At 30.5% G+C, this 14833-nt stretch carries 15 protein-coding genes; 13 read left to right on the forward strand and 2 right to left on the reverse strand.

The genetic code is table 11. The annotated features are described in order from the left end of the window. Nucleotides 1–123 precede the first annotated feature (123 nt). The 4 genes from F1564_RS02005 (at nucleotide 124) to F1564_RS02020 (ending at nucleotide 3798) form a co-directional block, all read left to right on the forward strand. Nucleotides 124–1164: a tetratricopeptide repeat protein gene (locus F1564_RS02005; RefSeq protein WP_018450852.1), complete on the forward strand. Its 1041-nt coding sequence runs from the start codon at nucleotides 124–126 to the stop codon at nucleotides 1162–1164. A gap of 442 nt (nucleotides 1165–1606) precedes the next feature. Continuing rightward, entirely contained in the window at nucleotides 1607–2539 is a 933-nt protein-coding gene (locus F1564_RS02010) for a dihydroorotate oxidase (protein ID WP_018450851.1), read from the forward strand. 32 nt (nucleotides 2540–2571) lie between these two features. After that, nucleotides 2572–3306: an NAD-dependent protein deacylase gene (locus F1564_RS02015; RefSeq protein ID WP_018450850.1), complete on the forward strand. Its 735-nt coding sequence runs from the start codon at nucleotides 2572–2574 to the stop codon at nucleotides 3304–3306. A gap of 36 nt (nucleotides 3307–3342) precedes the next feature. Continuing rightward, nucleotides 3343–3798, forward strand: coding sequence for a low molecular weight protein-tyrosine-phosphatase (locus F1564_RS02020; protein WP_018450849.1), 456 nt, complete (start codon nucleotides 3343–3345; stop codon nucleotides 3796–3798). Between the two features lie 182 nt (nucleotides 3799–3980). Here F1564_RS02020 and F1564_RS02025 read toward each other — a convergent pair whose 3' ends face one another. After that, nucleotides 3981–5162 carry a dicarboxylate/amino acid:cation symporter gene (locus tag F1564_RS02025; protein ID WP_018450848.1) on the reverse strand — a complete coding sequence of 394 codons (1182 nt, stop codon included), beginning with the start codon at nucleotides 5160–5162 and terminating at the stop codon, nucleotides 3981–3983. A gap of 425 nt (nucleotides 5163–5587) precedes the next feature. Further along, on the reverse strand, nucleotides 5588–6046 hold the full coding sequence (locus F1564_RS02030) for a DIP1984 family protein (RefSeq protein WP_018450846.1): 459 nt from the start codon (nucleotides 6044–6046) through the stop codon (nucleotides 5588–5590). A gap of 256 nt (nucleotides 6047–6302) precedes the next feature. Between F1564_RS02030 and hrcA the strand changes: the two genes are divergently transcribed. From hrcA to ilvC, 9 genes are all read left to right on the forward strand, one after another. Next, on the forward strand, nucleotides 6303–7352 hold the full coding sequence (hrcA, locus tag F1564_RS02035; protein ID WP_018450845.1) for a heat-inducible transcriptional repressor HrcA: 1050 nt from the start codon (nucleotides 6303–6305) through the stop codon (nucleotides 7350–7352). Further along, nucleotides 7334–7900 (forward strand): nucleotide exchange factor GrpE, encoded by a 567-nt coding sequence (grpE, locus tag F1564_RS02040; RefSeq protein ID WP_018450844.1) that lies wholly within the window; start codon nucleotides 7334–7336, stop codon nucleotides 7898–7900. Before hrcA ends, grpE begins: the two co-directional genes overlap by 19 nt. A gap of 119 nt (nucleotides 7901–8019) precedes the next feature. Continuing rightward, nucleotides 8020–9843: a molecular chaperone DnaK gene (gene dnaK, locus F1564_RS02045; RefSeq protein ID WP_018450843.1), complete on the forward strand. Its 1824-nt coding sequence runs from the start codon at nucleotides 8020–8022 to the stop codon at nucleotides 9841–9843. A gap of 136 nt (nucleotides 9844–9979) precedes the next feature. After that, complete coding sequence (locus F1564_RS02050) at nucleotides 9980–10231, forward strand: AbrB/MazE/SpoVT family DNA-binding domain-containing protein (RefSeq protein ID WP_018450842.1); 252 nt, start codon at nucleotides 9980–9982, stop codon at nucleotides 10229–10231. Then, entirely contained in the window at nucleotides 10225–10554 is a 330-nt protein-coding gene (locus tag F1564_RS02055) for a type II toxin-antitoxin system PemK/MazF family toxin (protein ID WP_018450841.1), read from the forward strand. Before F1564_RS02050 ends, F1564_RS02055 begins: the two co-directional genes overlap by 7 nt. A gap of 78 nt (nucleotides 10555–10632) precedes the next feature. After that, entirely contained in the window at nucleotides 10633–11514 is an 882-nt protein-coding gene (locus F1564_RS02060) for an aldose 1-epimerase family protein (RefSeq protein ID WP_018450840.1), read from the forward strand. 185 nt (nucleotides 11515–11699) lie between these two features. Continuing rightward, nucleotides 11700–12185: a hypothetical protein gene (locus F1564_RS02065; RefSeq protein WP_018450839.1), complete on the forward strand. Its 486-nt coding sequence runs from the start codon at nucleotides 11700–11702 to the stop codon at nucleotides 12183–12185. A gap of 94 nt (nucleotides 12186–12279) precedes the next feature. After that, entirely contained in the window at nucleotides 12280–13461 is a 1182-nt protein-coding gene (dnaJ, locus tag F1564_RS02070) for a molecular chaperone DnaJ (RefSeq protein WP_018450838.1), read from the forward strand. A 224-nt stretch (nucleotides 13462–13685) separates the two neighbouring features. Next, entirely contained in the window at nucleotides 13686–14696 is a 1011-nt protein-coding gene (ilvC, locus tag F1564_RS02075) for a ketol-acid reductoisomerase (RefSeq protein ID WP_018450837.1), read from the forward strand. Nucleotides 14697–14833 lie beyond the last annotated feature (137 nt).

A 14833-nucleotide genomic window follows, 5' to 3' on the forward strand; every position in this document is an offset into this window, starting at 1 on the left:
ACAAATATAAAAAAATATAGTATAATATAATGAAATTTAATTTTTGTAATAAGTTTAAATTTCTTTTGAATCAAAATAATTTGAAATAAAAAATAAAACAATAAATATAGGAGGTTTATTTGCATGGAAAACATTGAGTTTGACAATTTTGATAATATTGACAATAATAATTCTGAACGACTTTATCAAATGGGAAAAAACTATTATGATAATGGTTCTGATACATTAGCGGAAAAATATTTGAAAGAAGCTGCAAAAGGTGGACATAGGAATGCAGTTTTTATACTTGCTGATATCTATTTGAAATATAATAAATTAAATTTGGCAGAAAAATATTTAAAAAAGATTGCTGATGGTGGGGATTTTCAGCTTCAAAATAAACTTGGAACAGTTTATAAGAAAAAAGCTAATTTTGAACTAGCAGAATATTACTTTAAACAAGCTATAAATAACGGTAATCAAAAAGCTCGATATAATCTTGGAAACTTATATTACCAATATAATAAAAAAAGTCTTGCGATGGAATATTTAAAACCTGCAGCAGATGAAAGAGACCAAGAAGCTCAAGTGCTGCTTTCCAAACTTTATTACGATAATGGACAAATTGAGCTAGCTGAAGAATATCTGCACAAAGCTAAAGATAATGGAGAAGCCTATTATCTCCTCGGTAAATTATATGGTGAAAAACAAGACATTGAAACTGCTGAAAGACACTTAAAAACAGCGGCAGATATCTATGATAATAAAAAAGCTCAAGAAGTACTTTATAAACTTTATGCAGACAAAGACAATCAAACACTTACAAAGCACTATTTGACATTACTTGCAGATGAAGATCATTTGGAATCATTTGTACTACTTGGAAACATATTTGCTAATGAAAAAAATTATAATCTTGCTTATACAAATTATAATCATTTTTTTGAAGGAAGAAAACGTGCAAATGTAAAAGTTGATATGAAAAAAATTGATGATGAAAAACTTAAATTTAATTTTGGGAAATGCTGTATAAAATTAGGTAAATTTGAGGATGCTGAAGAGAATCTAAAAGACAATATTTATCTAAAAGTTTCGGATAATGTCATCGAAGTTGCAAAACTTTATGAAGAAGCTGACCAGTTAAAGACAGCTATTCAATACTATAAATTAGCTTTACATGTATAATTTTGTTAAAGTCTTAATTTAAAAAAAGAAAATTGTATTTGTTATCTGAAAACAAATATTCTGGAACAGGGAGTCAGTATTCTCTTGTCCAAAAAATAGAGTTGTCAAACAAATCTATTAATAAATTTTATAAATTAGACCTGTTCGATAACTATACAAACTTAGAATTTAATAAAATAAATATCTTGAAGCAAGGGTTCTTGACCCCTTGTATAGATAAAAAACTTAGGTTATCGAACATATCTATTACATAATACAGAATACAGGCAATTGTAAAAGCAATAAAGATTGAATAATAGCAGTATTTATAATAACAAAGGGTCAAGCTCCTTTTATCAGAGAGTGGAGAAAATAAGAAAATTAAACATTAGGAGATACAGGTGTTTATCCCAATTTTTAAACTTTTACAAATGACTATAATAAAAATAATTTAGGAGGAAAAATGCCAACCACAAAAACAAAAATAGGTAATTTTGAATTTGAAAACTGCTTTATGAATGCGGCAGGAGTTTTCTGCTATGATAGAAATGAATTGGAACAAGTGATAAATTCAGAGGCAGGAACATTTGTTACAAAGACTGCTACATTACAGTCACGTTCAGGAAATCCTGAACCTAGATACCACGACACAGCTTTAGGAAGCATAAATTCAATGGGACTTCCAAACTTGGGATTTGATTACTATTTGGATTATTTATTGGAATTGCAGAAAACACATCCTGACAGAACTTTCTTTTTCTCGCTTGTAGGAATGTCAACGGAAGACACTCACGCATTACTGAAAAAAGTTCAGGAAAGTGATTTTAGCGGAATAACAGAACTTAACCTGTCTTGTCCAAATGTGCCGGGAAAACCACAAATTGCGTACGATCTGGAAACTACTGAAAAATTATTAACAGATATTTTTTCATATTTCAAAAAGCCACTTGGAGTAAAGTTGCCTCCATATTTTGATATCGTCCACTTCGATCAAGCGGCGGCGGTATTCAATAAATTTCCATTGACATTTATAAACTGTATAAACAGCATTGGAAATGGACTTGTAATTGAAGATGAAAGCGTTGTAATAAAACCTAAAAATGGATTTGGCGGAATTGGTGGAGAATATATAAAACCAACTGCTCTTGCTAATGTTCACGCATTTTATAAAAGATTGAACCCATCTATTAAAATTATCGGAACAGGCGGAGTTCTTACAGGGCAAGATGCTTTTGAACATATTTTGTGCGGAGCAAGCATGGTTCAGATTGGTACAACTTTGCACAAGGAAGGTCCTGCCGCTTTTGAAAGAATTACTAATGAATTAAAAGCTATTATGGATAAAAAAGGATATAAAACTATTGAAGATTTCAGAGGGAAATTGAAATATTTATAATTTTTTTACAAAAATGAAACAAGGTGATAAAAATGGATAAAATAAGTCTACTTCAGAAAATAGTTGATGAAAGTAAAAGGATTGTCTTTTTCGGAGGTGCTGGTGTTTCTACAGAATCTGGCATTCCTGATTTTAGAAGTGCAAACGGAGTCTATAACTTAAAACTTGATAGGAATTTTTCTCCAGAAGAGCTTGTTTCCCACACAATGTATGAAAAATATCCAGAAGAATTTTATGATTTTTATAAAAAGCATCTTGTTTATCCCAATGCAAAACCGAATTTTGCTCATAAATATTTAGCAAGACTGGAACAAGATGGAAAATTGACGGCTGTTATTACTCAAAATATCGACTGTCTACATGAAATGGCTGGAAGCAAAAATGTCTTGAAGCTGCACGGAACTGTTGACAGCAATACTTGTGTTACTTGCGGTAAAAAATACAATATGGAAGAATTTTTGAAAATCTGTGAAAAAGAAAATATTCCACATTGCCCAGAATGTGATGGAATTATAAAGCCAGATGTTACTTTGTATGAGGAAATACCTGATCAGGGGACTTTTACAAAGGCAATAAACGAAATATCCAAAGCCGATACACTAATTATAGGAGGAACTTCCCTTATCGTGTATCCAGCTGCTTCTCTTATACACTATTTTCAAGGAAAAAATCTTGTTTTAATAAATAAGTCTAAGACCGAACAAGACAATTTTGCAAATTTGTCTATACATGAGAGTATAGGAGAAGTTTTTAAAAAATTAAAATAATTAGAATTGAGATAAAAAATAAATAAAGAGGTGAAAATGGTAAAAGTATTATTTGTCTGTCTAGGAAATATATGCCGTTCCCCGATGGCAGAGGCAGTCTTTCGAGATATGGTAAAAAAAGAAGGGCTATCTGACAAAATTATTATTGACTCAGCTGCAACAAGTTCTTGGGAACATGGAAATCCAGTCCATCACGGTACTAAAGCTAGGCTTGCCAAAGAAGGAATCAGCGTAAAGGGAATGTATTCAAGAATTTTAAATAATGATGACTTGGATGCTGATTATATTATTGGAATGGATGAAAGCAATATAGAAAATATAAAACTTTTCGCAGATGGCAAAAATAAAGGTGAAATAAAAATGCTGCTCGAATATGCAGGAGAAAAACGGGAAATAAAAGATCCATGGTTTACTGGAGATTTTGATACAACTTATAATGATGTTGTAAAAGGTTGTACTGCATTATTAAAATTTATAAAAAAAAAGAGTTAAATATTTAAATTTATAAAAAAACTTTTGAGATATTAATTTTCTTAAAAGTTTTTTATATTGTTGACTTTTTCTTATAAATAAAAAAATACCCTAATCAGATAGAGCATTCTTTTTACCTTTTTAATTTAATATGGATAATATATATTAATAATGAGAATTTTTCATTTCTTCAACTATATTAATTATTTTTTTATAAATTTATGATAAATCCAATCAACTATAATAGCAATCGCATTATCTCCAGAAACATTAGCTGCTGTTCCAAAGCTGTCCTGTGTTATGTAAAGTGCAATTAAAAGAGAGGCCATTGGGCTGCTTGAGGCAATTCCAACCATTCCTAAAAATGGAAGTGCAGACATTATTGCTCCTCCAGGTGCTCCAGGTGCGGCTACCATTGCCACTCCAAGAACCATTATAAATGGAAAAATTGTTGACATTCCATAGGACATATCGTGCATCATAAGCACAGTAACAACACAGCTTGTAATTGTAATAATGCTTCCAGCCAAGTGAATTGTGGCACATAAAGGAACTACAAATTCACGAATTTCAGGCGATGTTCCATTTTTTTTGGAACATTCAATATTTATTGGGATTGTGGCAGCTGAAGACTGTGTACCAAGAGCTGTAAAATATCCAGGAATCTGATTTTTCATACAGACAAATGGATTTTTTCCTGAAAGTCCGCCAGCAAATATAAATAAACCTGCAGTATATAAGATATGTAAAATTATTACACAAATAAATACTTTTAAAAATATTGAAAGTGTTGCAAAAATTTGTCCGCTGTAAGTCATATTCATAAAGGTTCCAAAAATATAAATTGGAAGCAGCGGAATAATTGAGGTACTTAACAATTTTGTAATTATTTTTGAAAATTCCCGAAAAAGATTGTAAGTCGTTTGACCTTCTCCCTTGTTTCTAAGCCAGCTTATCGAAAGTCCCATTATAAAGGCAAAAATAATCGCTGAGGTTACATCGAACATTGGTGTAACTGGAATGTCAAAATAAGCTGTCAAAAGATTCTTTTCAGGATGTTCTACCGTCACAAATGAAGCAAAATTAAGAATTTTTGGAAAAATAGTAATTGCCATAAAATATGAAAGCGTCCCTGCAATAATTGTAGAAATGTAAGCTATCAAAGTTGTAATCCCGAGTAATTTTCCAGCTCCATGCCGTAAATCTGAAATCCCAGTTACAACAAATCCAATAATCATAAATGGAATAATAAATGACAAATATTTACTAAACAGCGATGAAAACGTAACAAAAATCCTTATAACTGGACTTGGTAAAACTAATCCTAGCAAAATACCAAGAACAATCGAAATAATCAAACGTGGCACAAGCCCTATTTTTTTCATAAAATATTTTCTCTCCTTATAAAATTTTTACATTGGCCATTTGTAAAAACATAAAAATTCCAATAAATACAGCATTTTTAAATTTTTTAGCTTTATTATTTCCTTCTGCTCTTTGACAAGGAGTCTTGCCTCCATGTAGTCTTAAATATTCCTGTTATTCAATTTTTATCGCTTTTATTTTTACAATTGCCTAAAATTTTTTCATAACAAAACTAATCCCGCAACCCAACCTCAACATTATCAATTAACATACGGTAATAACTATTACAATAATTCGTACAGATGTAACAATACTGGGATTAACTATAACTTTTGCAACTTCCCCGCATTACTCACATTGTGAGATATTTTTCCCCTAATATCCAAAGGTTTATGTTCACCTTAATAATGTTTACTCCTAAAATTTTTAGTTTTAAATTATATTTTTACTCTCCAATTAAATCAATAGTCCAGTTTGCCTGCTGTAATTTTGTATCAGTTTCACGAATTTCCTTAGAAAGTTTATCCAGATTTTTTTGCTGTTCAGGTATATTAACTGTACTAAAAATTTTTATTTCCGTTGCAGAATATAAATTTACCTTTTGACTTGCAATTTCAATAAATTCACGTAAAATTCCCGCCTTTTGTGAAAGCATGTCTTTTTTAGCAATTAACTCTACTAATGAAATTCCATCAATTTTTGAAAGAGTATTTGTTCTATTTATCTTTATTACTAATTCTGTTAATTGAGAAATCAAGGCAGTTAATTCAGTTAATAAAAATTCAGGATCTTCGGCAGGTTCTTCATTTTCCTGAACTTTGGCATTATTATTAAGCCTTACCTTTAATTGTGCAATTCTTTTTTGAATATCAGCACGTAAAATAAGAGCCTCAGCGATTTTCATTTTATTTATCCTCCTGTCTTTTGGTTTTATATATTTAAAGTATAATAGAAAAAACAGAAAATGTAAAGAATATTTTTCTATAGAATAATTGCATATTGAAATTTTTTTGTAATAACAAATAATCTTCACACCTTTTTAAAAAAATGAAAAAATTTTTAAAAAAAGTGTTGACAAAATTAAAAAAATGTAATATTATATATTTGTGATTAGCACTAAATGCTAGAGAGTGCTAACAAGAAAAAAGGAAGGTGCCAAGATGAATGATAGGGAGCAATTAATTTTAAAGGCTATTATCAAGCATTATCTGGAATTTGGTGAGAGTGTAGGATCACGGACACTTGAGAAAAAATACAATATTGGAGTGTCTTCAGCCACTATTCGAAATACAATGGCAGATTTGGAAGATAAGGGTCTAATTGTAAAAACACATACATCTTCTGGACGTATTCCGACAAGTGAAGGATATAAGCTGTATGTCGATGAGCTTTTGAAAATTAGAGATATTTCCCAAGAGGAAAAGGCGAAAGTCATGCAGGCGTACAATAAGCGGATGAATCAAATTGATGTGATATTTGAAGAAACATCCAGGTTATTGTCAAAGATTAGTCAATATGCTGGTGTTGTTTTGGAGCCAGCATTTACGCAGGAAGGTGTAAGAAAGGTAAAGCTGGTGCATATTAATGACACGACCGTACTTGCTGTGGTTATAATGAATTCTTCTCTTACAAAAAATTTGAATATTTTTTTGGAAAATCCTGTAACTGAAAATGAAGTTGAGAAAATAAACGATTTTTTAAATGAAAAAATTACAAATAGTCAGTATTTTACGTTATCTGATTTAAAAGATTTTTTTACAAATACAAATCTATTTTCACAAAGCGATTTCCAAGGCAATGGGATTTCAGATGAAGGAAAATTATTTTTTGAAGGCGGAACGAATCTTATTGAAAACAATACATCTGATATAATGAACATTATAAATCGTGTAAAACTGTTTAACAATCCGAATGATTTGCGAAATGTATTTTCACAGTTTTTGCAAATGGAGGAATTTCAAGATGGAGAAGTGAATGTAATTTTTGGAGAAGATTTGAAAATTGCAGGGCTTGAGGATTTCTCATTCGTATTTTCGGTTTATACGCTTAATAATGCGAAGGGAATTATCGGTGTGATTGGACCAAAGCGGATGGAATATTCAAAGACGGTTGGACTCGTTGAGTATGTGGCAGAGGAAGTAAATCAGTTGTTAAATCAAAAAATAAATAAGAAGGAGAGTGGGGTTTTTAAATGTCTGAGAAAGATTTAGAAAAAGAAGAAAAAGTCGAAGAATCAAAGGAAGCGGTAGATAAGGAAGATAAAACTGATGATTCTGAAAAGGAAATTAAAGAAGAAACACCTGAAGAAGTAATTGCAAAACTTGAGAAGGACTTGGAAGAATGGAAAAGTTCTTATACAAGAAAGTTAGCTGAGTTTCAAAACTTTACAAAAAGAAAAGAAAATGAAGTTGCTGAAATGAAAAAATATGCTTCCGAAGGAATTATCACAAAATTATTAGATAACATTGATAATTTAGAAAGAGCTGAACAGGCCTCTGCTGAAACTAAAAACTTTGATGCACTGGTTGAAGGAGTTAATATGATTTTGAGAAATTTGAAAAATCTTTTGACTGAAGAAGGTGTTGAAGAATTGGAAGCAGCAGAAGGTGTGAAATTTAATCCTTATGAACATCAAGCGATGATGACTGAAAATGTGGAAAATTTAGACAATGATGTTATTGTGAAAGTGTTCCAAAAAGGATATAAATTGAAAGGGAAAGTTATAAGACCAGCGATGGTAACAGTTAATAAAAAGTAATTTTGTAAAAGTTATAATTTGAAAATTCAAAGAATAAATTTTAAAATAAGACTTTTATAAAAAAATTAAATAAATTTAAATAAATTTAAATAAATTGAAAATTAAGGAGAATGATATATATGAGTAAAATAATAGGAATAGATTTAGGAACAACAAACAGCTGCGTGGCAGTTATGGAAGGTGGAAACTTTGCGATAATACCAAATAGTGATGGAGGAAGAACAACACCTTCAGTAGTAAATATTAAAGATAATGGAGAAATTATAGTTGGGGAAATTGCTAAAAGACAAGCAATTACAAATCCTGATTCAACAGTAATTTCAATTAAAACACAAATGGGATCAGATTATAAAGTAAATATTCATGGAAAAGATTATACACCACAAGAAATTTCAGCAATGATTTTGAAAAAATTGAAAAAAGATGCTGAAAGCTATTTAGGAGAAACTGTAACAGAAGCAGTAATTACTGTACCAGCTTACTTTACTGATGCTCAAAGACAAGCAACTAAAGATGCAGGAGAAATTGCAGGACTGAAAGTCCAAAGAATTATTAATGAACCAACAGCAGCGGCATTATCTTATGGATTAGATAAGAAAAAAGAAGAAAAAGTATTAGTATTTGACTTAGGTGGAGGTACATTTGACGTATCAGTATTGGAAATTGGAGATGGAGTAGTAGAAGTTATTTCAACTTCAGGAAACAACCACTTAGGTGGAGATAACTTTGACCAAAAAATTATTGACTGGTTAGCTGATGAATTTAAAAAAGAAACTGGAATTGATTTAAGAAATGATAAAATGGCAATTCAAAGATTGAAAGATGCAGCAGAAGATGCTAAGAAAAAATTATCAACAACATTAGAAACACAAATTTCATTGCCATTCATTACAATGGACGCAACTGGACCAAAACATTTGGAAAAGAAATTAACTAGGGCGGCATTTGATGAATTGACAAAAGATTTAGTTGAAGCAACTAAAGGACCTGTTAAACAAGCATTAGAAGATGCAGATTTAGATCCAAGTGGAATTGATGAAATCTTGTTAGTTGGTGGATCAACAAGAATCCCAGCAGTTCAAGAATGGGTTAAATCATTCTTTGGAAAAGAACCTAATAAATCAATTAACCCTGATGAAGTTGTAGCAGCAGGAGCAGCTATTCAAGGTGGAGTATTAATGGGAGATGTTAAAGACGTATTGTTATTAGATGTAACTCCATTGTCATTAGGAATTGAAACAATGGGAGGAGTATTTACTAAGATTATTGATAGAAATACTACAGTTCCTGTTAAAAAATCACAAGTATTTTCAACAGCGGCTGATAATCAACCAGCAGTATCAATCGTTGTATTGCAAGGGGAAAGAGCTAGAGCGGCTGACAACCATAAATTAGGAGAATTTAACTTGAATGACATTCCGCCTGCACCAAGAGGAGTACCTCAAATCGAAGTAACATTTGATATTGATGCAAATGGTATCGTGCATGTATCAGCTAAGGATTTAGGAACTGGTAAAGAAAATACAGTAACAATTTCTGGTTCATCTAATTTGTCTAAAGAAGACATCGAAAAAATGAAAAAAGACGCTGAAGCAAATGAAGCTGAAGATGCTAAGTTTAAAGAATTAGTAGAAGCTAGAAACCAAGCTGACCAATTAGTAATTGCAACTGAAAAAACTATAAAAGAAAATGAATCTAAATTGCAAGGAACTGAAAAAGAAGACATCGAAAAAGCAATCGAAGAATTGAAGAAAGTAAAAGATGGAGACGACATCGAAGCAATCAGAAAAGGAATCGAAGAATTGTCGAAAGTATCTCAAGGATTTGCAACTAGAATGTACCAAGAAGCAGCAGCTCAACAAGGAGCACAAGGTGGAGAAGCGGCTGGAGATAATAATAATTCTAGCGCTGACAATGTGGAAGATGCGGAAGTTGTGGATTAATTTAAGAAGTAGAAATTTAAAGTGAAAGATAGGATTGAGAAGGGGAATTAGTTCTCCTTCTTTTGTAAAAAATAATTGATTTTTTCATAAAAAAAAGTATATACTATGTATATACTTAATAGAAAGAGAGATTATTATGGCAGAGGTTTTAAAAATACAAAAATGGGGAAACAGTCAGGGAATAAGACTTCCTAAAAAAATATTGGAAATACTTGATTTAAAAGTAAATGATACTATTTTGATAGAAGAGGGAGATAATTGCCTTAAATTAAAAAAAATAAAAAAAGAAAAAAGAAAGACAATAAAGGAATTGTTTGCAAATTATAATGAGGATTATGAAAAACAGGAAATAGATTGGGGAGAACCAGTAGGTAAAGAGGTATGGTAAAACAAGGGGATATAATAAAGATAAATTTTAATCCGCAGATGGGACATGAACAAGCTGGATATCGTCCTGCGGTTATAGTAAGTAATGGTACTTTCAATAGGGTAACAAATTTAGTTTTAGTTTGTCCAATTACAGATTCAATAGACAAATTTCCGCTTCATATAAAATTAGACAATCGGACTGCTACGATGGGCATAATTTTATGTGAACACCTTAAATCTTTGGATATTAATAAAAGAAGTTATAAAATTATTGAAAAATTACCAGAGGATATTTTAGAAAAAGTCGTAGACATTATTTTTTCAGAAATAGAAATTGAATAAAAAAATAAATTTGAAATTGAGATAATAAAATTAAAAAATAAAAATAAATAAAAATTTTAAGAAAAGGATGTGTTAAAGATGGAAAGTACAGTAAGAACTTTAAAATGTGGAAGTGTTGAAATCGCAGTTGCTGATAGAGGGGCTGAATTGAGAAGTTACAAGGTAGATGGAGAAGAATTTATGTGGGATAGAAATCCTGAAATCTGGGCTGCCAGCTCACCTGTGTTGTTTCCGTTTGTAGGTAGCATAAAAAATGGAGTATACAATTATAAAGGGAAAGACTATGAAATCACTACACGACATGGATTTGCAAGAACAGAAGATTTTGATTTTGTTGAAAAAACTGAAAATTCTTTGAAATTTAGATTTTCTTCAAATAGTGAAACTTTAAAAAAATATCCGTTTGAATTTGATTTGTTTTTAACTTATACAGTTAATGACGGTATCTTGGAAATTGGATATGATGTTGTAAATAAAAATAATTCTGAGATGTATTTTTCACTAGGAACACATCCTGCATTTGCACTTAATGTGAACGATGGTCTAAAATTAGATGACTATTACTTGGAATTTGAAAAAAATGAAACTTCGCAAAAATATAAACTTACTAATAATGGGCTAGTTTTTGATGAAAAAGTTGATTATTTGAATAATACTAACAAGATTCAAATTACTGAAAATGTATTTGATGATGATGCAATAGTATTTGAAGGTTTAAAATCAGAAAAAGTTACAATAAAAAATAATAAAAATTCTAAAGAATTAAGCGTTGAATATAAAGGATTCCCGTATATTGCATTTTGGAGTAAGCCAAAAGCTCCTTATGTGTGTATAGAACCTTGGTATGGAATTTCAGATTTTGAAAACTGTACAGGGAAATTGGAAGAAAAGACAGGGATTCTAAAATTGGAAAATGGTGAAAACTTTTTTGCAAAATTAGTTATTGAAGGGAAAAAATAGATAAAAATTCAAATTTTATGTTGGTTTTATCGGAAAATTAGGTTATAATATATTCAATTAGCTGGAAAACCAATTAATGGATAATTATAGTTTTTTGGACATCAGCTAGAAACCTAAAAAAAATTATAAGTTCCTGACAATTTAGAAGATATTTTTATGGAATTGTATAATAGAAGGAAGTGAAAATGTTAGATCTGCTAAAAAATGACTTAAAAAAATTTGCAATTTTTGTAGGTTCAGTATCGTTTGGAATGTTAAGTTATAACTTTAATTTTAATTTTTCGAATATAATGTATTTATTTGTATATTTTTTAATTGCATTAGTTATTTATTGTTTTGTTGGTAAAACACTAAAAGTAGGATTTGAAAATGCAATTGTAGAAACTTTGTTAATAGTTGCAATTTATATGCTCCCGCTAGATACGAGTTTTAAGTCATTTTTATACGGAGTATTTATGTATATTTCAATTAGTTCCGTTTTTAATAAAGTAAAGGAAGTTGGAAAAATTAAAGAACCTGTAATAGGAGGTTTATATTTATTAATTGCTCTTATGATAGGGCTTATACTTTATAGATATCCTGGTTCTATAATGTATTTTAAAGGTATGGAAAATATAAATAATGAAATGTTAGTATTATTCAGTTTAGTAAGCCTAATTGGAAGTATTTAATTTAATAATAGAAAAATTACAGTTTAAAAAAATTTTATTATAAAAAATAGGTAAAATAAAATTTGCAGAAGTGGAAAGGATATAAAGATAGAAAATGGCAAAAAAAGATTATTATGAAGTGCTTGGCGTACCCAAAAACGCTTCGGAACAGGATATTAAAAAAGCGTATAGGAGTATGGCGAAAAAATATCATCCAGATAGAAATAAGGATAATCCTGAAGCTGAAGCCAAATTTAAGGAAGTACAAGAAGCAAATGAAGTGTTAAGCGATCCACAAAAAAGGGCAGCTTATGATCAATATGGACATGCGGCATTTGAAAATGGCGGAGCTGGAGCAGGTGGCTTTGGAGGACAAGGTTTTGGCGGCTTTGGCGGTGCTGGTGGATTTGATTTTGAAGATTTAGGAGATATTTTTGGAAGTTTTGGAAGTTTTTTTGGTGGAAGAGGTCAACAAAGTCAAGGACCAAGAGTGCATAGAGGGGATGATTTGAGATACAATTTAACATTAACTCTTGAAGAAGTAGCTTTTGGTACAGAAAAGGAATTAAAATATAAAAGAAATGGACAATGTCACACTTGTCATGGAAGCGGTGCTGAACCTGGACACGGTACGAAAACGTGTGATAAATGCAATGGTTCAGGACATATAAAAGTGCAGCAAAGAACATTGTTTGGAATGGCGAGTGGGATACAGGAATGTGATAAGTGTCATGGAACTGGAAAAATACCTGAAAAAGAATGTCATACTTGTCACGGAATAGGCTTAGAAAGAGAAACATTTACAAAAAAAGTAAGATTTCCATCAGGTCTTCAAACTGGACAAAAATTAATAGTAAGAGATTGTGGAGATGCAGGGGCAAATGGTGGAATTTTCGGAGATTTAAGAGTTTATATAACTGTTGCAAGACATGATATTTTTGATAGGATAAGTGAATATGATATTCATTGTGAAATACCTCTAAAAATGACAACAGCCATTTTAGGTGGTGAAGTAGAAGTACCTACACTTAGTGGCAAGAAAAAAATAGTAATTCCAGAAGGAACTCAAAATGGAAAAATTTTTAGATTGAGAAATGAAGGAATAAAATATAGTCGAAGTGAAAACAGAGGAGATGAAATTGTAGAAATAAAAATAGAAACTCCAACAAACCTTACTGATAAGCAAAAGGATATTTTACGTGAATTTGATGGTTCGCTTGATAATAAAAAAAATTATAAAAAGGCACATTCATTTAAAGACAAAATAAAAAGATTTTTCAGTAAATTTGAAAATTGAAAATTTTGGTAAAAAGTATAACAAAGATTAATAAAAAATTCATATTTAATAAAATGATCGAAAGTGTCCAAAAATTTGTGTAAATTCAAAATGTAATACATATAGTACAGGATAGTATTTTTTATAAAAATAATAGCTATATTTAAAAAAAATTTGAAAAAATTTGGAAAATGTTATATTATATAAGTGTGCAAATTTAAATAAAAATTTAGGAGGACTCAAAAATGGCAGGAAACATTTTAGGAACAACAGTTTATTATGACGCTGATTGTGATTTAAGTAAATTGGAAGGGAAGAAAATAACAGTTTTAGGGTATGGTTCACAAGGACATGCTCATTCATTAAACTTAAAAGAAGGTGGATTTGATGTAACTGTTGGACTTAGAAAAGGTTCTAAATCTTGGGATGAAGCTACAGAAGCTGGATTTACAGTTAAAGAAACTGCAGATGCTGTAAAAGGTGCAGACATAGTTATGATCTTGATTCCAGATGAATTACAAGCAGAAGTTTATGCAAAAGACATTGCACCAAACTTAAAAGAAGGAGCATACATTGCATTTGGACACGGATTTAATATTCATTTTGAAAAAATAGTTCCAAGAGAAGATATAAGTGTATTTATGGTTGCACCTAAAGGACCTGGACACTTAGTAAGAAGAACTTTCCAAGAAGGAAGTGGAGTACCTTGTTTAGTAGCAGTGGAAAAAGATCCAGCAGGAGATGCTATGGAAGTAGCTAAAGCTTGGGCATCAGCAATTGGTGGAGGAAGAAGTGGAATTCTTGAAACTACATTCAGACAAGAAACAGAAACTGACTTATTTGGAGAACAAGTAGTATTATGTGGTGGAGTTGTAGAACTTATGAAAGTTGGATTTGAAGTATTGACAGAAGCTGGATATGACCCAGTAAATGCTTACTTTGAGTGTATTCACGAAATGAAGCTAATTGTAGACTTAATTTATGAAGGTGGACTTGCAACAATGAGAAGTTCTATTTCAAATACAGCTGAATATGGAGATTACTTGACTGGTCCGAAAATTATTACACCTGAAACTAAAGAAGCTATGAGAGGTGTTTTAAAAGATATTCAATCAGGAAAATTTGCTGACGACTTCTTAGCGGACTACAAAGCAGGACAGCCATTCTTAAAAGAAAAAAGACAAGAATTTGCTAATCATGGCGTAGAAAAAGTTGGAGCGGAATTAAGAAAATTAATGCCTTGGATTAAAAAGTAAAGTTAATTCAAAACTTTTAAAATAACTATTTAAAATGATTTATAAAATAGTAGAATCGATAAGAAATAAAACACTCTAAATTAGGGTGTTTTATTTTTTTCTAATTTATTTAGTATGTTCAATGTTTTTTCATAGGA

Source organism: Leptotrichia shahii (assembly GCF_008327825.1).
In the GTDB taxonomy this organism is placed as follows: Bacteria; Fusobacteriota; Fusobacteriia; order Fusobacteriales; family Leptotrichiaceae; genus Leptotrichia; species Leptotrichia shahii.